This is a genomic window from Pseudonocardia benzenivorans CB1190, assembly GCF_000196675.2.
In the GTDB taxonomy this organism is placed as follows: domain Bacteria; phylum Actinomycetota; class Actinomycetes; order Mycobacteriales; family Pseudonocardiaceae; genus Pseudonocardia; species Pseudonocardia benzenivorans.
This window is the reverse complement of the sequence record NC_015312.1, coordinates 6,777,450-6,797,163: the sequence shown is the minus strand read 5'-3', so window position 1 is coordinate 6,797,163 and position 19,714 is coordinate 6,777,450. Positions and strand designations below refer to the sequence as shown.

The 19,714-nt window shown below is 71.5% G+C and carries 18 protein-coding genes; 6 read left to right on the top strand and 12 right to left on the bottom strand.

The genetic code is table 11. The features are described 5' to 3' along the window. Positions 1-8: 8 nt before the first annotated feature. Positions 9-563 carry a TetR/AcrR family transcriptional regulator gene (locus PSED_RS32235; protein WP_013678402.1) on the bottom strand — a complete coding sequence of 185 codons (555 nt, stop codon included), beginning with the start codon at positions 561-563 and terminating at the stop codon, positions 9-11. 265 nt (positions 564-828) lie between these two features. Here PSED_RS32235 and PSED_RS32230 point away from each other — a divergent pair, with 265 nt between their 5' ends. Then, positions 829-1,620 (top strand): zinc-binding dehydrogenase, encoded by a 792-nt coding sequence (locus tag PSED_RS32230; RefSeq protein WP_202946329.1) that lies wholly within the window; start codon positions 829-831, stop codon positions 1,618-1,620. Positions 1,621-1,665: 45 nt separating this feature from the next. On the opposite strand, the gene PSED_RS32225 is transcribed toward PSED_RS32230, so the two are convergent. Both PSED_RS32225 and PSED_RS32220 read right to left on the bottom strand, forming a co-directional pair. Then, positions 1,666-3,168 (bottom strand): APC family permease, encoded by a 1,503-nt coding sequence (locus PSED_RS32225; protein ID WP_013678401.1) that lies wholly within the window; start codon positions 3,166-3,168, stop codon positions 1,666-1,668. Further along, complete coding sequence (locus PSED_RS32220) at positions 3,165-5,174, bottom strand: primary-amine oxidase (protein ID WP_013678400.1); 2,010 nt, start codon at positions 5,172-5,174, stop codon at positions 3,165-3,167. Before PSED_RS32220 ends, PSED_RS32225 begins: the two co-directional genes overlap by 4 nt. Positions 5,175-5,368: 194 nt before the next feature. On the opposite strand from PSED_RS32220, the gene PSED_RS32215 reads away from it, so the two are divergent. Then, positions 5,369-5,725, top strand: a complete 357-nt coding sequence (locus tag PSED_RS32215; RefSeq protein WP_041760187.1) for a hypothetical protein — start codon at positions 5,369-5,371, stop codon at positions 5,723-5,725. A 186-nt stretch (positions 5,726-5,911) separates the two neighbouring features. Here the strand turns inward: PSED_RS32215 and PSED_RS32210 are convergent, their stop codons facing one another. Continuing rightward, positions 5,912-6,115 carry a cold-shock protein gene (locus PSED_RS32210; protein WP_013678398.1) on the bottom strand — a complete coding sequence of 68 codons (204 nt, stop codon included), beginning with the start codon at positions 6,113-6,115 and terminating at the stop codon, positions 5,912-5,914. 564 nt (positions 6,116-6,679) lie between these two features. Between PSED_RS32210 and PSED_RS32205 the strand changes: the two genes are divergently transcribed. After that, positions 6,680-7,366 (top strand): class I SAM-dependent methyltransferase, encoded by a 687-nt coding sequence (locus PSED_RS32205; protein WP_013678397.1) that lies wholly within the window; start codon positions 6,680-6,682, stop codon positions 7,364-7,366. 89 nt (positions 7,367-7,455) lie between these two features. After that, positions 7,456-7,911: a VOC family protein gene (locus tag PSED_RS32200; protein ID WP_013678396.1), complete on the top strand. Its 456-nt coding sequence runs from the start codon at positions 7,456-7,458 to the stop codon at positions 7,909-7,911. Positions 7,912-7,986: 75 nt separating this feature from the next. Here PSED_RS32200 and zwf read toward each other — a convergent pair whose 3' ends face one another. The 6 genes from zwf to PSED_RS32170 are packed head-to-tail and all read right to left on the bottom strand — an operon-like array spanning position 7,987 to position 15,397. Beyond that, positions 7,987-9,375 carry a glucose-6-phosphate dehydrogenase gene (zwf, locus tag PSED_RS32195; protein ID WP_013678395.1) on the bottom strand — a complete coding sequence of 463 codons (1,389 nt, stop codon included), beginning with the start codon at positions 9,373-9,375 and terminating at the stop codon, positions 7,987-7,989. A 16-nt stretch (positions 9,376-9,391) separates the two neighbouring features. After that, positions 9,392-9,640: a hypothetical protein gene (locus PSED_RS32190; RefSeq protein ID WP_041760186.1), complete on the bottom strand. Its 249-nt coding sequence runs from the start codon at positions 9,638-9,640 to the stop codon at positions 9,392-9,394. Between the two features lie 22 nt (positions 9,641-9,662). Then, a complete protein-coding gene (locus PSED_RS32185) occupies positions 9,663-11,015 on the bottom strand; it encodes an NAD(P)/FAD-dependent oxidoreductase (protein WP_013678394.1) in 1,353 nt (450 codons plus the stop codon). Further along, positions 11,012-12,874 carry a glycoside hydrolase family 15 protein gene (locus tag PSED_RS32180; protein ID WP_013678393.1) on the bottom strand — a complete coding sequence of 621 codons (1,863 nt, stop codon included), beginning with the start codon at positions 12,872-12,874 and terminating at the stop codon, positions 11,012-11,014. The genes PSED_RS32185 and PSED_RS32180 overlap by 4 nt, the downstream gene beginning before the upstream one ends. A gap of 16 nt (positions 12,875-12,890) precedes the next feature. Next, positions 12,891-13,967 (bottom strand): cytochrome d ubiquinol oxidase subunit II, encoded by a 1,077-nt coding sequence (locus PSED_RS32175; protein WP_013678392.1) that lies wholly within the window; start codon positions 13,965-13,967, stop codon positions 12,891-12,893. Beyond that, positions 13,964-15,397 (bottom strand): cytochrome ubiquinol oxidase subunit I, encoded by a 1,434-nt coding sequence (locus PSED_RS32170; protein ID WP_013678391.1) that lies wholly within the window; start codon positions 15,395-15,397, stop codon positions 13,964-13,966. Before PSED_RS32170 ends, PSED_RS32175 begins: the two co-directional genes overlap by 4 nt. A gap of 262 nt (positions 15,398-15,659) precedes the next feature. Here PSED_RS32170 and PSED_RS32165 point away from each other — a divergent pair, with 262 nt between their 5' ends. Next, complete coding sequence (locus tag PSED_RS32165; protein WP_158511351.1) at positions 15,660-16,943, top strand: chloride channel protein; 1,284 nt, start codon at positions 15,660-15,662, stop codon at positions 16,941-16,943. A gap of 234 nt (positions 16,944-17,177) precedes the next feature. Further along, positions 17,178-17,693 (top strand): DoxX family protein, encoded by a 516-nt coding sequence (locus tag PSED_RS32160; protein ID WP_041760184.1) that lies wholly within the window; start codon positions 17,178-17,180, stop codon positions 17,691-17,693. Between the two features lie 106 nt (positions 17,694-17,799). Here PSED_RS32160 and PSED_RS32155 read toward each other — a convergent pair whose 3' ends face one another. Together PSED_RS32155 and PSED_RS32150 are read right to left on the bottom strand one after the other, a co-directional pair. Beyond that, positions 17,800-18,894, bottom strand: coding sequence for a sensor histidine kinase (locus PSED_RS32155; RefSeq protein ID WP_013678388.1), 1,095 nt, complete (start codon positions 18,892-18,894; stop codon positions 17,800-17,802). 11 nt (positions 18,895-18,905) lie between these two features. Next, positions 18,906-19,637: a response regulator transcription factor gene (locus PSED_RS32150; protein WP_013678387.1), complete on the bottom strand. Its 732-nt coding sequence runs from the start codon at positions 19,635-19,637 to the stop codon at positions 18,906-18,908. Positions 19,638-19,714: the final 77 nt, after the last annotated feature.

The following is a 19,714-nucleotide window of genomic DNA, read 5'->3' as shown; positions in this document are numbered from 1 at the left end:
GGTCCGGCTCAGCCGAGCGAGCGTGCCTCGGCGGCCGACTCGGCGATGAGTCTCTCCAACTCGGAGGCCGATCGTCCGTCCCAGGATCCGAGCGCGTGGCCGAACGACGCCATGCCGATCCGGCCGGCGAGCAGCGCGCTGGGCCGAGGGAGGCCGCGGGCCGCGAGCGCCGTCGCGAGCGCCTCGGTCAGCGCGGCCGACTTCGCGTGTGCGCGTTCCTGGAGGGCGGGGGTGGCGACGATGATCTCCTGGCGACGTTCGGCCACGCTGCGTCCGGCGACGAACAGCGGGACGGCCGCCGTGAACGCGCGCGTGAGCACGGCCAGCGGCGGCAACTCGGGAGGTGCGGCGGCCACCGCGTCGACCAGGACCGTCCGGAGGTCGTCCTCGCCGTCGAAGAGCACCTCGCGCTTGTCGGCGAAGTGGCGGAAGTAGGTCCGCTCCGTCACGCCGGCGCGCTCGGCGATCTGTGCGGTCGTGGTCGCGTCGTAGCCGTGCTCGCGGTAGAGGTCGAGCGCCGCCTCGCGCAGTCGCCGGCGCGCGTCGGCACCGCTTCTCGGCATGAGCTCATCGTATGGATGCGTCAGTGACTGACGCAACCGTGGTAGCGTCAGTCACTGACGGAACTCGGTCGACGGGTTCCCGCGGTCGAGGAGGCCACATGTCCACCGTCCCGTCCCGGGTCATCCGCTTCCACGAGTTCGGCGAGCCGCTCGACGTGCTGGTCGAGGAAACCATCGGGATTCCGGACCCTTCCGAGCGCCGGGTCCGGATCCGGGTCGCCGCGGTGGGGCTGAACCCCGCGGACTGGGAGCTGTGCCGCGGTTCATGCCCGGGACCCTCCCGCGTGGCATCGGCTACGACACCGCGGGGACGGTGGACGCGGTCGGTTCAGGCGTCGAGGACGTCGCCGTCGGCGACCTCGTCGTCGGTGCCGCCGACTTCGCGGGGCAACCGAGTGCCGGGGCTGCCGACGTCGCGATCCTCGACTCGTGGACGAAGGTGCCCGCGGGGGTCGACCCGGTCGAGGTCGCGGTGCTGCCGATGGTGGTGCGGACCGCGGTGTGGACGCTGGTCGGGATGGGGGTCGGACCGGACACGACGCTGCTCGTGCACGGGGCCGGCGCCATGGCCGGTTACGCGGCGGTGCAGGTCGCACTCGGGCTCGGGGCCCGCGTCATCGCCACGGCCGGGCCGACCTACACCCCGGACCTCGAGGCGTTCGGCGCCGTCGTCATCCCCTACGGCCCGGGGATGGGAGAACGCGTCCGCGACATCGCCGGCGGTCCTGTCGACCTGGTGCTCGACACCGCCCCTCCACAGGAGGGCGTCGTCGCGGTGCTGCTCGGCGTGGTCGGTGCGGCCCAGGACGTCGTCACGATCAGCAACCACGACGAGGCCCGCGGGCTCGGCGCACGGGTCAACCTCGACATCATCGCGGCGGCGGGCGACCCGCTCGCCGACCCGCTGCCCGAGTACGTCGCGCGGGTTGCGGCCGGGAGCTTCCGCCTCTCCGTCGCCCGCGCCTTCCCCCTCGGTGCGTGGCGCGAGGCGGCGAAGCTCAGCCTGTCCCGGGCGCCGCGCGGCAAGGTGGTGCTGCTGCCGGCCGAGGATGCCTGAGGAGCCTCACCAGAGGCTCGACGCGCACCCCGGACCGGCGCCGCGTCACCCCGGCCCGTCGCCTCCCGGTGGCCTGCGTCCGGTCGAGCCCGGGTGCGGGTGCTCGGGGTGGACGGTCCCGGGCGGGACGGGTTCCTCCTCGAACGTGCCGACCTCCTCGGCCACCTGCGGTGTGCGGGCCCGTATCGCCGCGTACCACGCCAGCCCGATCAGGACGAGCGCCAGGAAGATCCAGGGCATCAGGTTGAGCGGGTACTCGGGCACCGGGATGACGTTCTTGTAGAAGACATAGACCAGTGCCGCGACGACGACGACCGCCAGCACGGCCGAGAGCGCGTTGAACTCGCCGCGCCTGCGCAGGAAGGCCGGCAGGGCGATGGCCATCAGCACGTAGCTCAGCATGTAGCCGAAGGTGCCGATCGTGCCGGTGTAGGTGATCATCTGCAGTGGCGTCACCCCGGTCGCCGCCAGGATGATCGGCACCACGAGTACCACCGGCGCGATGACGGCGATCGCCACGTGCGGGGTCTTGTGCGTGGGGTGCGCACGGCCCAGCGCCTTGGGCAGGATGCCTTCCTCGCCCATCGTGTAGAGGATGCGGGACGAGGCGTTGATGCAGGCGATCGTCACCGCGAAGAACGACGCGGTGATGCCCAGGTCGACGATCCAGGCGACGCCACCGAGCCCGTACTGGCCGGCGAGGTCGCTGATCGGCGCGGTGCTCTGGCCGAGGGTGTTCGGGTCGCCGAAGCCGCGCACCATCGTGTACGCGGCGAAGATGTACAGGATGCCGACGAGCACGGCGCTGCCGAGCACGGCGCGAGGGATGGCGCGGTGCGGGTTGCGTGCCTCCGCGCCGAGGCTGGCGGCGCTCTCGAACCCGACGAAGCCGAGCACCCCCAGCACGATCCCGAAGGCGACACCGTCGAACGACAGGCCGGAGAACGTGAACTGCGCACCGTTCGAGCCGGCGGGGTTCCCGGCCAGTACGGCGATCAGCACGAGGAGCACGGCGGCGACCGAGATGATCTCCAGCACGAGCCCCACCCGCGTGGAGATCCTGATGCCGATGATCGCGAACGCCGCGGCGCCGATCGCGACGATCGCCAGGATCACGCAGACCACGAGCGTGCCGCCGGCCGGTACACCCACTCCGGTGAGGAAGGCGCCGAAGTAGAGGCCGGCACCGACCACCCCGATCATCGCGATGAACCCGTAGCCGATGATCAGGCCCCATCCGGCTGCGAACGCGCCGGTAGGCCCGAGGCCGCGGGCCACGTAGCTGTACAGCGAGCCCGACGAGGCGAACCGGCGGCCGAACTGGGTCGCGACCAGGCCGACCAGGATGACGACGACGGTCGCGCACACGTAGGACAACCACGCGCCGTTCCCGGCGTACAGGGCGATAAGCGCCGGTGTGGTGGCCATCGCCGCGCTCGGCGCCATGCCCGCGACGGACTGCGCCAGCACGTCGATCTGCGTCATCGACCCGTGCGCGAGCCCGGTGTCGGAGTGGACCGGCCGCGGATCGGCCCCCTGAGCGCTCACTCGGCCACCCCCCGCTGCGGGACCGCGTGCCCGGCACCGTCGTGTGCTCCGGCGCCGTTGTGGCACGCCGCCACCGAGCGCGGCATGTCGAGCGCGGGGTTGCCGTCGAAGAACCCGACGGGCTTGAGCGTGAAACCGATGTAGGTCGCCGGCATGACCGGCCAGTCCTCGGGGCGGACCACGTGGTGCGCGCCGAAGCTGTACCAGACGACGACGTCCTCGTTCTCCAACGGCCGGTCGGCCTTCTGGTACTCCAGCAGCCCGCCGGGTGAGCCGTGCTGGTTTGGGTAGTCGCCCGCGGCGTAGCGCTCATGCGGGTCGAAGCGCGTCACCCACAGGTGCTTGTACGCGAACTGGGCGCGGGCGAACGCCTGCGACCCCTCCTGCTGCAGCGGCAGCACGTTGTCGCCGGGCATGAGCTTGTACGCGGTCGGCTGGCCGAGCTCGGTGATCTCGTTCGGGTTGACGACGTACCAGACCCGCGCGATCAGCGGATCGATCAGCCGTCGAGCCTCGCTCTCCCGTTCGAGCAGCGTCTTCTTCGTCACCCAGGCGTTGCCGTACGGGTTGTCCGGGCCGAGCGGCACCGCGGCTGCGTCGACCTCGTAGACCGAGTTGCGCTCCCCGTCGACCTGCATGTCCAGGCGCACGTTGAAGAAGTGCTGGTGGTGCGGCCCGTACAGCCCGGGCGCCACGACGACGCCGTGCCGCGGCTCCGCTCCGTCGGCCAGTGCACCGGTCGAGAGGACGCCGGTCAGCTTGACCTCGTACTGGATGCTGCCGTCGGTGTAGAGGTACCAGAAGAAGCCGTACTCGTAGTTGCCGACCGTCGCGACGCAGGAGATCACCAGCCGGCGGGAACGGCGGACCTCGACCTTCTCGGTGCGGAAGTCGGTGTGCTTCCAGCTGATCCCGTAGTCCTCCTCGTGCATGCAGATCGCGTTCGGGATGGTGACCGGCCCGCCGTCCTGGTCGTTCGCGGTGGCGTCGAAGTAGAAGATCTCGCCGAGGCAGTCGCAGCCGAGGGTGAGCGGGTTGAGCAGCATCCCCACCCCGTACTCGCCCTCGTCGAAGACGTTCTTGATCCGGTGCGTGGGAGCCGGGTCGCCGTACGGGATGTACATCTCCGACAACGAGGCCCGGTACAACACCGGACGGAGCCGGCCACGGTCCTCGTAGCCCACCTGGTGCAGGACCAGGCCCTCGCGCGGGGTGTAGCCGACGCGCAGCCGCCAGTTCTGCCAGCTCACCGCGTGCCCGTCGACGGTGAAGCTCGGCCCTTCCGGCTGGGTGATCTCCAGCGGCTTCACGTCGTCGCGCAGCGTCGTGAAGGCGGGCCGGTTGTCGTCGTCGAACATCAGCTCCGGCGCGTAGTTCCCGGCCTTGGGCGGCAACGGGACGACGCCGTGGTCGCAGACGTCGATGACCTCCATCCGGTCCATGTCGAGCAGCACGACCAACCCCTCGACGGGCCGCGCGTAACCGTTGTCGTCCTCGCGCGAGCGGACGAACGTCAACGGCCGCAGCAGCCGTCGTCCCGCGGGGTCATCGATGTCGTAACCGGCCGCCCACGGGTCGATCATCGCGAGCGAGAAGTCGGTCACCCCTCGTTTGCGCATCGCCTCCTGCCATCGCGGGTCGGCCCGGGTGATCTCCTCCGCGCTGAAGAACTCCTCGAGCATCACGCTGGGTTGCACGTCCTCGACGACCTGCCACGACGTCACGTCGCCGCTGGTCAAGGAGACGACGGCTTCGACCGTCCGTTGGTGCCCGCGGTCGTAGAGCACGACGAACGCGGCCCGCTCGGGAACCGGGCCGCCGTTGCGGTCGTGGTCGAGGACCTCGCGCTTGTCGGGCTCGTGCAGCGACACGGTCACGAAGCGGACCTGCTCGTCGAGCTGCCGCTGCTCGCGCAGAATCTGCGCCGTGCGCCGGACCTCGTCAGGGGCGAGCGGTTGCAGCGGGTTGGTCGTAGCGGTGCGGACCTCGGCTGACTGGACGGACACGAGCCCTCCTCCGGGACGCGGCGACAGGGGACTGACCTGCAGGCCTGCCAGAGGGGGGACGCTAGCGCTGCGCACCGGGCCGAACAAGAACACGAGTTCCCGCTAGTCGCGATGGAGTAATGGCGCCCGCGGGTCATGTGCACGGCGGGATCGTCCGTCGTGCCGGTGTTCGCGAATCGCTCTACGATCCCGATGTGGCCCTGAACGAGAACGATCTCGGCCGAACCGATGGCCTGCCCCTCACCGAGGAGCAGCGCGACGAGCTGGTCGCCCGACAGAGGCGGCTCGACGAGGCGCGAGCGGCGGTCGACGCAGCGCAGCGCGAGCGCGACGCGTACCTGATCGAACTGGATGATGCGGGCGTCGCGACGACCGAGCTCGCGAGGGCGCTCGGGCTGCACCGGGCCAACGTCGAGCACGTGCTGACGGATCATCGCAAGACCGAGGTCGCGCAACGCCTCGCGGAGGAGGCGCCGCGCGCCGCTACGCAGGCGGCACTCGACCGGGCGCAGGCACGCGTCGACCAGGCCTGGGAGGAACCGTCCGAGTAGACCGCCGCCGGGCCGCTCCTGGCTCGTCCGCGGACGTGCCTCCCGGGGCGCGGGCGGCCGAGGGGTGTGGCCGGTGAGCATCGCTCACCGGCCACGATCGGTGTGATCCGGTCCGATGCCGGACCGGACACGTCCGAGAAGCTCCCGAGGGGAGCAGGCTCCCACCGAACCCGGCGGGGAGGTGCGTCAGAGGGGCCGGACGCCGGTGGCCTGGGGGCCCTTCTTGCCCTGTCCGACCTCGAACTCCACCCGCTGGCCCTCGTCGAGGCTGCGGAAGCCGCTGGCGTCGATCTCGGAGTAGTGGACGAAGACGTCGGCGCCGCCACCGTCCTGCTGGATGAAGCCGAAGCCCTTCTCGCCGTTGAACCACTTCACGGTTCCCTGTGCCATGTGCTGCTCCTCGCAGGTCTTGGGCTCGTCCGCACGATGCGGGCCCGGCCGACCCTGGTGGCAGTGCACGACGTCCATGTCACGCCGTCCACAGCGCCACCGCGTGTTCTCGCGAGCGTGCAGGACACGGACCTCGAAAACCGAACGACCTGGACGTAGAACGTCGAACGGCGGCAAGAAGTTCCCGGCTGCGGGAACTTTCTCGACAGATCTTTCCCGGCCGCGGAACTTCCTTTCGCGATCCACCTTCGCGGCTGACCGACGACGGCAGCGTCTCCCTCGGCGAGCTGCTCGCCGACGCGCACGCCGCCCAACCCCTCACGCTCGCGCTGGACGCCGATCGCCGCGGCGAGATCGTCGAGGTCCTCGCCACGCTGTCGGACCGGGAGGCCCACATCGTGCGGATGCGGTTCGGCGGCGACTGCGGGGTTCGCCGGACCGCGCGGCACGACCCGCCGCGTGTTGTGCGTACAGTCGAGATCTCAGCACGTCCGTCGAGGCGCGTCGTCCGATCGCCCGACGAGTCCCCGCGCCGGCCGCCCCCACCAGGAACCCGAGGCCTTCATGCCCTCCGCCACAAGCGGATTCACCCTCTACGGCGACGCACCCGGCGCGGGCGCGGACGCCGACCCGCACGACGTGGGGCACAGCGTCGTCGAACTGCCGACCGGACGCATCGAGCTCGCCCACCCCCTGGACGCGCTCGACCGGATCTACCGGCTGAACTTCGGCAAGGACGGGACCGAGCCGCCGTACTGGGCCCAGCCGTGGCCGAGTGGGATCGAGCTCGCCTCGGTCGTCGCACGCCGGGACGTCGGCGGTGCGCGGGTGCTCGAGCTCGGCTGCGGCCTGGCCCTGCCCAGCCTCGCCGCGGCCCAGGGCGGGGCCAGGGTCCTGGCCACTGATCACGCGCCCGGCGCCCTCGCGTTCGCCGCCCACAACGCCGAGCGGAACGGAATTCGGCTGGAGGTGGCGCGGTGCGACTGGTCCGATCCCTGGTCGGCGGTCGCGGGGGCCCCGTGGGACCTGGTCCTCGCCGCCGACGTGCTCTACGACCACGGCTCACTGGTGGCGCTCGCCGACCTCCTGCCCCAGCTGGTCCGCGGCACGGGCGAGGTGTGGATCGCCGACCAGGACCGCCCGCCGGCCCGTGAGTTCCTGGACGCGTGCCGGCAGTGGGCCACGGTCAGCACGATCGACACCGCTCACCCCGAGGTCCGCGTCCACCGGCTCCGCCGGCGCGACTGCTGAGTGCGCGGGTCGGCAGCCGGGCGATGAGTTCCGTGGGCCCGGCCGGTCGTAACGGCGTACCCATCGAACCGTCTCGACTGGAGCCCATCATGGCCGTGCCCGCCCACCCCGGACGGATGCTGTTCGTCAACGTCCCCGTCGCCGACCTCGAGCGCAGCAAGGCGTTCTTCGCGCAGCTCGGGTTCGGCTTCGACCCCGCGTTCACCGACGAGAACGCCGCCTGCATGCTCGTCGGTGAACAGGCGTACGTGATGCTGCTCGGTCGCACGACCTTCGCGCAGTTCGCGAAGCTGCCCCTCGCCGATCCGAGGACGCACACGCTCGGCCTCTACTGCTTCAGCGTGTCGACGCGGGACGACGTCGACACGGTCTCGGCCGCGGCGCTCGCCGCGGGCGGCACCGAGGCGGACGGCGCCGAGGACCACGGCTTCATGTACTCGCGGAGCTTCTTCGACCTCGACGGCCACGGATGGCAGGTCATGTGGATGGACCCCGCGGCGCAGCCGTCCGCGGTCTCTGCTGCGGACAGCGCCGCCCCGGCCTGAACCGGCTGACGAGGGTCGTGGCGGCGCAGCGTCGGGTGCGCACCTGGCCTGCCGTGCTGCGCGGAACCCCGGGGATCAGCCGGTCGGGTCGTGCCACTCCTGCCCGTCGGGCAGCAGGGCGTCGGCCTCCTTCGGGCCCCAGCTGCCGCGTGGATAGGTGTGCACGGGCACGACGTCGTCGAGCACCGGGTCGACGACCCGCCAGGCGGCCTCGACGGCGTCCTGCCGGGCGAAGGGCAGCCGGTTCCCGTCCAGGGCCGCGCCGATGAGCCGGTCGTAGGGCCGCATGTCCGATCCGGGTTCCTCGGCGAAGGACAGTTCCTGCAGCTGCGGGACCCGGCCCGCGCCCGGCTTCTTCCCGGCGAGGTCGAGCGAGATGCGTGCCTCGGGCCAGATCCGGAACCGCATCGCGTTCGCCATCGCCGCGCTCCGGACGCCGAAGATGTCGTGCGGTGGCGGGCGGAACCGGATGGCGACCTCGGTGGCCGTGACCGGCATCGTCTTCCCCGCCCGGATGAGGATGGGGACGCCGGCCCAGCGCCACGAGTCCATCGTGAGCCGGACGGCGACGTAGCTCTCCGTCGTCGAGCCCGGCTCGACGCCCGGCACGTCGAGGTAACCCTCGTACTGGCCGCGGACCACGTCGGCGGGCGTCAGCGGGCGCAGCGCGCTGATGACCCTGGTCTTGGCGTCGAGCCACGAGTCGACGCCCTCCCCGGTCGGCGGGTCGGCGAGCACGCTGGCCAGCACCTGCAGCATGTGGTTCTGCACCACGTCCCGGATCGCGCCGGTGCGGTCGTAGAACCGGCCGCGGTCGGCGACGTCGAAGGCCTCGGCCATGGTGATCTGGATGCCGGCGACGTGGGTGCGGTTGAGGAGCGGCTCGAGGATCGAGTTGGCGAACCGGGCCACCAGCACGTTGTTGAGCGGGTCCAGCCCGAGCCAGTGGTCGACGCGGTAGACCGCGTCCTCGGGGAAGAACCCGCGCATCGTCTCGTTCAGCTGCCGCGCACTGGCCAGGTCGGTCCCGAAGGGCTTCTCCACCATCACCCGGGCCCCGTCCGCCCGCCCGGCCTCGGCGATCCCCTTCGCGATGCGCGCGAACAGGACCGGGGGCACCTCGAGGTAGAACAGCGCCCGGGTCCCGTCGCCGATCTCGTCCGACATCGCGGCGTAGGTGGCCGGGTCGTCGAGGTCGCCGTCGACGTAGCGCAGCAGCCCGATCATCTTCCTGGCCGCGGCGCTGTCCGGGTCCATGTCGTTGAGCCGCAGCGACGCGACGGCGTACTCGCGGAACCGGCCGACGTCCCACCCGCTCCTCGCGACCCCGATCACGGGCACGTTCAGCACTCCCCGGTCGACCAGGCCGACCAGGGCGGGGAACGTCTCCAGCTTGGCGAGGTCTCCGGTCGCGCCGAAGATGACCAACGCGTCCACCCGGTCCGGTCCGGCTGTGTTCGTCATGTGGGCGTCCTCTCCGTCATCCGAGTCGTTCGATCAGGTGGTCGCCCACCCGCAGCGCGTTGGCGATGGCCGTCAGTGACGGCATCTCCGGGGCGAGCCGCCCCGCCCGGTGCGGGGCGTCGGCCCGGATCTGCCCGGCGTCGGACTTGCCGCCGAGCGGGTAGTCGACGTCGTCGCTGCCCACGAAGTCGTCGCTGCCCACGAAGTCGTCGCAGCCCAGGGACCAGTCGATGAGGATCACGTCGTAGTGCCGGTCGTCGCTCACGCCCGTCCCCCCGTCCGTCGTCTCATGTCGTCGCCGCCGTCCGGGCCGGCCCGGGACGGTCCAGCGAGATGTGCGGGACGTCCTCGTCGTCGTCGCCCCAGGCGATCCGCCGTGGTGTCGTCGACACCTCGACGGTGGCGGCGTGGTCGCGGTCGAAGTAGTCCCAGGCCCAGGACAGGAACGCGTCGGTCCTGCTGTGGACGCCGCTCAGCAGCATGGCGTGGACCCCGAGCCACGCCGCGAAGGCGATGGGTCCCTCGACCTGGTGCCGATGCCTGCCGATCTCGGCGACGGCGGCGTTGCGGCCGATCATCGCCATGATCCCCTTGTCCTTGTACCCGAAGGGCTTCGTGGGTTCGCCCCGCAGCTCACGCAGGATGTTCTCCGCCGCCCACCGGCCCGACTGCTGTGCCACCGACCCGAGCTGCGGCAGCGCCCGCGCGTCCCCGTGCCGCGCCGGGATGTTCGCGACGTCGCCCACCGCGTAGACACCCGGGTGGCCGTCGACGGTCAGGTCGGGGCGCACGTCGATCCGGCCACCGTGGCCGACGACGGGCCCGAGCGCCTGCGCGACAGCCGATCCCGACTCGCCGCCACCCCACACGACGGTCCGCGCCGCCACCGTGGAGGAGTCGTCGAACTGGACCCGGTCGGGGTGCACCACGGTGACGCCGGCCCGGAGCTTGACCTGCACGCCGACGTCGGTGAGCTTCCGCAGGGCGTAGGCGTGGGCCTTGTCCGAGAACTGGCCGAGCAGCGTCGGCGAGCGGTCGACGAGGGTGATCGTGCCCGCGGGGTCGAGCCTGCCGGTGTGCTGCAGGGCCTGCATCAGCTCGGCGAGCGCGCCGGTGGTCTCGACCCCGGTCGGGCCCCCACCCACGACCACGACGTCGAGCGCTCCGGGCTCCGCGGAACCGCCGCTGTCGACGGCCGCCTGCAGCAGCCGCTGCAGGTGCAGCCGCAGCCGCTCGGCGTCGGCCACCGAGTAGAGGGGGAACGCGTGCTCGGCCGCGCCGGGTACGCCGAAGAAGTTCGGCCGCGCTCCGGCCGCCATCACCAGGAACGAGCCCGACAGGGTCTTCCCGTCGCCGAGCACCAGCGTCCGCCGGGACAGGTCGGCGGTGTCCACCTCCGCGGTCCGCAGCTCCACCGACGGGTAGTCCGCGAAGATCACCCGGTGCGGTCTGGCGACGTCCTCGGCGGGCAGCTGGGAGCTCGCCACCTGGTAGAGCAGCGGTTGGAACTGGTGGTAGTCGTTGCGGTCCACCAGCAGGACGTCGACCCCCTCGTCGCCGAGCGTGCGCGCGCACTCGACCCCGGCCATCCCGCCGCCCAGGACGAGCACGGGCGCGGTGACCGAGCGGGTGGTGCTCATCCCGACCACTCCTCGAGCCGGTCGGCGAGGATGATCCGGCCGGCGGCCTCGATGAGGGCGAGGTGGGAGAAGGCCTGCGGGAAGTTGCCGAGGTGGCGGGCGCGGTCGACCTCGAACTCCTCGGCGTAGAGCCCGAGCGGCGAGGCGACCCGCAGGAGGCGCTCCATGAGGTCGGTCGCCCGGCGCATCTCGCCGACCATGGTCAGCGCCGACACCAGCCAGAAGCTGCAGATGAGGAAGGTCCCCTCCTTCCCCGAGAGCCCGTCGTCGGTCTCGTCGGTGACGTAGCGCAGGACGAACCCGTTCTCGGTCAGCTCCGAGGAGATCGCGTCGACCGTGTTCCGGATCCGTTCGTCGCTCCCGGGAAGGAAACCGAACAGCGGGGCGAGCAGCGTGGAGGCGTCGAGCGCGTCGGTGTCGTAGTGCTGACGCAGGACGCCGCGGTCGCTGACGCCGTTCGCGAGGATGTCGGCCCGGATCTCCTCCGCGGTCTCGTGCCAGGACGCCTGCAGCTTGTCGTCGCCGCGGATCCCCGCCAGCTTGGCGGCCCGGTCCAGGGCGACCCAGCACATCAGCTTCGACGACACGTAGTGCTGGGGCTTGCCGCGCGCCTCCCAGATCCCCTGGTCCGGGTCCCGCCATGCCGCGACGGCACCCGCCGCCTGGGACTGCACGAGCGGCCACAGCCGCCGGGGCAGGTGCCGGCTGCGGCGGGTGTGCAGCAGCAGGGAGTCGAGCACCGCGCCGTAGACGTCGTTCTGGCGCTGGTCGAAGGCGCCGTTGCCGATCCGGACCGGGTGCGCGCCCTCGTAGCCCGACAGCTCGTCGCGTGTCGACTCGGTGAGGTCCCGACGGCCGTCGATCCCGTACATGATCTGCAGGCTGCCGTCCTCGGTCGGTTCGACGTCGGCGACGAACTGCATGAACTCGTCGGCCTCCCAGTCGAGCAGGAGGAAGTGGAGTGCCTGCAGGGTGAAGGTGCTGTCGCGCATCCACGTGTAGCGGTAGTCCCAGTTGCGCTCGCCGCCGGGCGTCTCCGGGAGAGAGGTCGTCAGCGCCGCGACGGTCGCGCCCGTGGGCATGTAGGTCAGGCCCTTGATCGTGAGCGCCGCCCGCTCGACGGGGTGCCGCAGCGAGTGGTCGGGAATTCGCGCCCTGGCGAGCCAACTGCGCCAGAACCGCACCGTCGTGTCGATGCGGGCGCTCGCGTCGTCGGTGTCCGTCGGAGCGGCGAGGCCCTCGGCCCACGACAGGGAGCAGAAGGCGCGCTCGCCCTGGGTGAGGACGTGCCGGGCCCGGGCCGATCCCTGTTCGATCCCGATCGACAGATCGGTGCTCAACCGGATCGTCGACCCGGCTCCGGTGGCGTCGGCGGCGTGGCCGTCCCCGTCGATCAGCGTCCACTCGGCCGGCTCCCGGCCGTAGTCGAACGCCGGCTCGCAGACCAGTTCGATCTCGACCGAGCCCTCGAGGCACTCGACCGTCCGCACGAGGAGGTGCTCGCCGTCGTCGTCGGTGGGTGGCCTGGTGTGCGGCGTGACGGTGTCCGGTCCCCGGCGCGGCCCCATGGTCAGGGCGTCGTGGACGAGCAGCCACCCGCCGGGTGTGTGCCAGGTCGTGGTCATCACGTTGGTGCCCGGTACGTAGTTCCGGGCGGTCGGCACGTTGATGCCGTAGGGCCCGAACCGGAAGGAGCCCGCGCCGCGGTCGAGGAGGTTGCCGAACACGCTCGGTGAGTCGAAGGCCGGCACGCACAACCAGTCGACAGAACCGTCCGGGGCGACCAGCGCGCCCGTGTGGCAGTTCGACAGGAACGCGTAGTCGGCGATCGGCGGGAAGGGCGAGCTCGTGAGGCTCATTTCCTGACTCCTTCGATCATGCGCCGTCGTGACCGGACGAGTGGGTCCGTTGGCGGGGGCGCTCTTCCAGGACGTCGTCGGCCTCGTCCTCGAGTCCCTCGGCGGGCAGGAGGCCGCGCCGGTCGAGGACGAACAGCAGCACGAAACCGGGCACCACGACGACGACGGCGAGCACCGCGGCCACCAGCACCGCGGTCAGCGTGCCGGTCGGAGCCGCCGCCGCGGAAAACGTCAGGCTCTCGGGCAGGACGTACGGCGACTGCGCGAGACCCCATGCGGCGACGGCGGCGGCCACCGCGACGACGCCGAGTGCGCGGGCGCCGCGGGAGGCGTCCCGATGCAGCAGGACGAGGGCGCCGACGCCGCAGACGCCGCTGACGATCACCGCGGGCAGGGCGCGCGACGTCAGGCCGTCGAACAGGTGGCCGGCGTCGGCCCGGAGCACGAACGCCCCGGCCGCGGCGATCACCGCCACCGCGACCGCCGACACGAGCGCCCGGCGGCGGAAGTGCTGAGCCATGTCCGGCTCGTCCAGCCTCCGGGCGTCCTGTACCAGGTAGACCGCGGCCAGGTACGCCGCCGCGGCCACGGCCAGCACCCCACCCACCACGGACGTCGGGTTGATCCAGCTGCGCGCGGGATCGCCCGCGACGCCTCCGGCCGGTACCCGTCCGGACGCGATACCGCCCACGATCGCCCCCATGCAGTACGGGACCAGTACCGACGAGGCGGCGAACGCCGCACCGAAGATGCGCCGGTATCGCAGGGCGACGACCGTCTTGCGGAACGCGAAGCTCGCTCCCCGCAGCACGATGCCGAGGGCCGCGATCATCATCGGGACGAACAGGGTCAGGGTGATCGAGGCGTAGGCCTCCGGGAACGACGTCCACAGGATGACCAGAATGAAGATCAACCAGACGTGGTTGGCCTCCCAGACGGGCCCGATCGCGCGCTCGACGAGGTCGCGCGGACGCGCGCCGCGCTGCGGGCCGCCCGCCGTCAGGTCCCAGAAACCGGCCCCGAAGTCCGCGCCGCCCAGCACCGCGTAGGCGATCACCGCCACCAGCAGCACCACGGCGACCGCGGTGCTCACCGGACCTCCTCCTGCTCGGGCACCGAGGGCGTCGGCGGTTCGCTCGGTGCGTACGGCGCGTCGTGGTCGACGAAGCCACCCGCCCTGCGGAACCGTCTGCTCATCGCGCGCAGCACGAGGACGGTGGTGATGCCCACCGCGAGGTACACGAGGGCGATCACGATGAACGAGAGCCAGACCCCCGTGTTGCCCGTGACGGCGTCCTCGACCTTCATCAGCCCGTAGACGATCCACGGTTGGCGGCCGACCTCGGTCACGATCCAGCCGGCTTCCATCGCGATCACGGCGAGCACACCCGACGTGGCCGCCGCGACCAGGAACAACCGGCTCCTCGGCATTCGGCGCCGGAAGAGCCAGGTCAGGCCGTACCAGGCGGCCAGCAGGAAGAGCAGCGTCCCCAGCCCCACCATGACGTCCCAGCTCAGGTGGACGATGTTGACCTGGCCGACGGTCGGTCGCGCGTCGGGGGGCACGGTGTCCAGCCCCTGCACCACGGTCGCACGCCCGGTGCTCGGGTCCGACAGCCACGACGCCAGCCCGGGGATCGGGATGCCGCCGCTGACCGTTCCGTCCGCGTCGAGCCGGCCGAGGAGCGTCTCGGGGACGTCGCTGCTGGTGGTGGGTACCAGTTCGATCGCCGCGAACTTGACCGGCTGGTTGTCGTACACCCAGCGGGCGAGCGAGTCGCCGACGCCCATCTGGATCGGTGCGGCGACGGCCGCGACGCTGAACGAGATGAGGAAGGCCGACCGGTGGTACCGGTCGGTGCGGCCCCGCAGCATGGCCGTGGCGTACACGGACGCGACGAGGAATCCCCCGACGAGGTAGGCCGCGACGAGCATGTGCGCGGCCTGCAGCGGCATGGAGTCGTTGAAGATCACCCGCACCGGGTCCACCGCGACGACGCTTCCGTCGGAGCCCGTCGTGAAGCCGGCCGGCGCATTCATCCACGCGTTGGCGGCGACCACCGAAATGCTGCCGAATATCCCGGCGACGACAATGGGAACGCCCGACCAGAAATGTGTCCACGGGGTGAGGCGCCGCCATCCGTAGATGTAGATGGCGATGAAGATCGCTTCGGTGAAGAAGAAGATTCCCTCGAACGCGAAGGGGACGCCGAAGGCCTCGCCCCACTGGTCCATGAACCGCGGCCACAGGAGGCCGAATTCGAAGCTCAGCACCGTACCGGTGACCGCACCCACCGCGAAGGTGACCGCCATGTACTTCGACCAGCGCTGCGCCAGCATCAGCGCGTCCCGGTCGTGGTGCTTGAGGGCCCGGTAGTTCGCGATCAGCGTCATGAACGCCCACGACACCCCGAGCGGCACCAGGACGATGTGGAACATCAGGGTGAGCGCCATCTGCGCGCGGGCCCATCCGAGCGGGTCGAGGGCCGTGATCGCGAGGGGGTCGAGCGACGTCGCGAGCACGTCCGGCCGCCTCCCCGTGGCTCTTCTCCGAAGGACGTTCGACCGTCACCAGAGCCGTCGTGAGACGCATCACCCGCACCGGGTGAGCCCTCCGTCCGCGTGTCGACCCACTCTTGTGGCCGCGGGCAGCCGACCGAAAGTCGACTGCACCATTCCGGGGCTGCCGGAAAACGTCCGGTGCCGACAAGGGCCCGCCCGGGAATCTGACCGACGCCGAAGGAGCCGAGCGCGATGACATCGGGTAAGGTCCGCGATGAGTGCGATGTCTGATTCCGTGCCGGCGCCGCCGTTCACCCAGAATCGCGAGTTCTGGGTCCTCGTGGGATACGGAATCGCGCTCGGCGTCTTCGGTGCGTTCGTCAGCCTCGTGTTCATGGGTGTGATCGATCTCGGGGGGCGCTGGTACGACGATTCGAATCACGGCTGGTTCGGGGGCCACTGGTGGTGGGTGGGGGTCACCGCGGCGGCCGGGCTGGTCGTCGGCGTGCTGCGCCGGCTACTGCGGCTGCCCGAGCAGCTCCCCGGTCTGATCACCGACCTGCAGGAGGGGAAGGTCGACCCGCGACTGGTACCGGGGGTCACGCTCGTCTCGGCCGTGTCGCTGATCGGCGGGGCGAGCCTGGGCCCGGAGAAGGCCCTCGGCACCATCGGGGGCGGGGCGGGGAGCTGGATCTCCCGGCGACGCCGGCTCAACGACGAGGACTCGCAGCTCAACACCCTGTCCGGGTTCGCAGGAGCCTACGGCGGGCTGTTCTCCAGCACGGTCATCGTGGTCATGTTCATCATGGAGCTCGCCCGCCCCGGTGGGCAGCGGTTCGGCAAGGCACTCGTCGGGCAGATCGTCGCGTCGAGCGTCTCGTTCGGCGTCTACTTCGCCATCGCCGGTGCGGTGTTCCTGGACGCCTACCGGGTGCCGCAGTACGGGTACGAGGACTGGCAGCTGCTGGCCGGGGTCGCGCTGGGCCTGTTCGCGGTGGTCGTCGTTGCGCTGCTGGTGGCGATCATGCAGCTGGTCTCGCGGGTGTTCGAGACGGTGAAGCTCCCCGGCGTCGTCCGGACCACGCTCGGCGGGACCCTCTTCGGGGTCGTCGGTGTGATCCTGCCGCTGACGATGTTCACCGGCAGCGACCAGCTCGGGACCGTGCTCGACGGTGCGGGGACCCTGGGCATCGGGCTGCTGATCGTCCTGGTCCTCGCCAAGCAGTTCACGTTCGCGGTGAGCCAGGCGAGCGGGTTCATCGGGGGGCCGATCTTCCCGGCGTTGTTCATCGGCGGAACCGCCGGGGTCCTCGTCCACGAGGTGCTGCCGGGCATGCCGCTGGGCCTGACCTTCACGTGCCTGCTCGCGGCCGTGCCGGGTGCACTCGCACCGGCCCCGTTCTCGATGGTGCTGCTCACCGCGTTCGTGACACAGATCGGCGCGCTGCAGACCGCGCCGGTCCTGATCGCCGTGGTCACCGCGTTCCTGGCGACGGAAGCGGTGAAGTACGTCGTCGCCCGCCGCCGGGCCGATGCTGCCGAGGGGAGCCCGCCGACGGCCACGTGAGCTTCGGGGGCGCGCGAGCGGTGCGCGTCGCTCACCTGGGCCGACGTCGAGCACCCGGGCCCGACCGCTCGGCCGCGTGACCACGGTCCACCGGCCCGTTGCTGCGCGCACGCGCCCGTCCGGTCCGACCACGCGGTGTGACGCTCGCGACGAACCCGGTCGTCCGGTGGTGGAGGTCCTGACAACATGGATCTTTCGCCCGACCGGGCGGACGACGAGAGCGTGAGGACTTCGATGGGCGCTGGGCATGTGCGTGCTGTGGGTGGCGACGTCGCGAGCGCGGTGTTGCGGGTGGCGATCGGCGGGACCATGATCGCCCACGGGTACAAGCACGGGACCAGCCTCGAGGGCACCGCACGGTGGTTCGGGTCGATCGGCTTCCGGAACCCCGCGCTGCAGGCGCGCGCCAGCGCGGCCGTGGAGATCGGGTCCGGTGCGCTGCTCCTCGCGGGCGCGGCGACGCCGCTCGCGGCTGCTGCCGTCGTCGGGACGATGGCCGTCGCGGCGCGCAGCGTGCACGCGCGCAACGGCTTCTTCATCACCGCCGAGGGCTGGGAGTACGTCACGAACCTCGCCGCGGGTGCCGTCGCACTGGCCGGGATCGGGCCGGGACGGCTCAGCGTCGACCATGCCGTCGGCCTCGACCGGCGGGTCGGCGGCGGACGGGCGGCCGCGCTCGCGGCGACACTCGGGCTGGCCGGGGCGGCCACGCAGCTGGCCACCTTCTGGCGGAAGCCGGAAACTCGGTAGCCCGCGCCGCACGCGGCGCACGCGGCGCACCGCCCCGTCGGCGACGGGCGGGGACCCCGTGCGGCCCGGGTGACCGGCAGCGGTCCCGGGCGCCGTCGTCACGGGATCACGCGGCCCTCGCGGGTAGCCGTACCGCGACGCGCAGCCCGCCGGCGGCCAACGGGACGAGCGTGAGCGTGCCGCCGTGCGCGTCGCAGATGCTCCTGGCGATCGCGAGGCCGAGACCGACGCCCGGGTGGTCGGCGCGGACGCGTTCGGTGCCGCGTTGGAACGGCTCGGTGAGAGTGGACACCAGGTCGGGGGCGAGCCTGTCGCCGGTGTTCTCCACGGTGAGCGTCACCCCGTCGGGCTCGGCGCGGGTCACGACCTGCACGCTGCCGTGGGCGGGCAGGTTGTGGACGATCGCGTTGTGGACGAGGTTCGTCGTCAGCTGCAGCAGGAGCGCGGGGGAGCCCGTCGTCGGGGCGGCCGCGGCGTCGGCGGTGACGGTGACGCCACGCTCGTCGGCGAGGGGCAGGAGCGTCTCGACGGCTTCCTCCGCGACGAGCGACAGGTCGAGGGGTTCGTCGTCGAAGGACCGCTGGTCGGCTCGGCTCAGGACGAGCAGTGCCTCGGTGAGGTCGATGGCCCGTGCGTTGACGGCGTGCAGCCGGTCGACGAGCAGACCCGTGTCGTGGTCCGGGTCCTTGCGGGCCACGTCGAGGAGCGTCTGGGTGATCGCCAGCGGGGTGCGCAGCTCGTGGGAGGCGTTGGCCGCGAACCGTCGCTGTTCGGCGACGTGCGCGTCGAGCTGCGCGACCATCGCGTCGAACGCGTCGGCGAGGTCGCGGAACTCGTCGCTGCGGCCCGGTAGCCGGATCCGGTGCGAGAGCGATCCGCGCGCCACCGCGCGGGTGGCCTCGGTGATCCGGTTGAGCGGGGCCAGCATGCGGCCGGCGAGCACCCACCCACCGACGAGGCCGAAGACCAGCAGGAACGCCATGACCGCGGCCGCCGCGGTGCCGAAGACCGCGGGACCGAAGCTGGCGGGCTCGATGATCCGCGGCAGGTTGTCGAGGTTGGGCACGAGGAAGCGGAGGCGGACGTCCCGCAGCAGGAAGATCCACACCACCCCGAGGAGCAGGACACCCGCGAGCACGAGGAACGCCGCGTAGCTCAGGGTGAGCTTCAGACGAACGCTGAGTCCCGGCGTCCTCTGCATACCGCGTCCCCTCAGCTCCGGGTGTCGTCTGCTCGCTCCGGCAAGCTGCGCTCGGTGTCGTCTGCTCGCTCCGGCAAGCTGCGCTCGGTCCCGATCCGGTAGCCGACGCCCGTGACCGTGGCGATGATCGGCGGGTCGCCGAGGCGCTTGCGCAGCGCCGAGACGGTGATGCGGACGGCGTTGGTGAACGGGTCGGCGTTCTCGTCCCACGCCCGCTCCAGCAGCTCCTCCGCGCTGACGACGCCGCCGTCGGCGGAGACGAGGACCTCGAGCACGGCGAACTGCTTGCGCGTGAGCGCCACGTAGCGACCGTCGCGGAAGACCTCGCGCCGGAACGGGTCCAACCGCAGCCCGGCGACCTCCCGCACGGGCGGCCTGCTGCGCGTGCGCCTGCGGTCGAGCGCCCGGAGCCGGAGCACGAGCTCACGCAGGTGGAACGGCTTCGTGAGGTAGTCGTCGGCACCGAGGCCGAAGCCGCTGGCCTTGTCGTCGAGCCGGTCGGCGGCGGTGAGCATCAGGATGGGCGTGCCGCTCCCGGAGGCGACGATGTGCGCGGCGACCTCGTCGCCGGAGCGGCCGGGGACGTCGCGGTCGAGGACCGCGATGTCGTAGGCGTTGACGCTGAGCAGCTCCAGGGCGGTGTCGCCGTCCCCCGCGATGTCACCGGCTATCGCCTCCAGGCGCAGACCGTCGCGGATGGCCTCGGCCAGCAGGGGCTCGTCCTCGACGATCAGTACGCGCACAAGATCCCGATGCTACGAGCCGGGACGTATCGTCGGCATATCGAGATCCGGATACGCGCCGGCAACACGACGCGGTC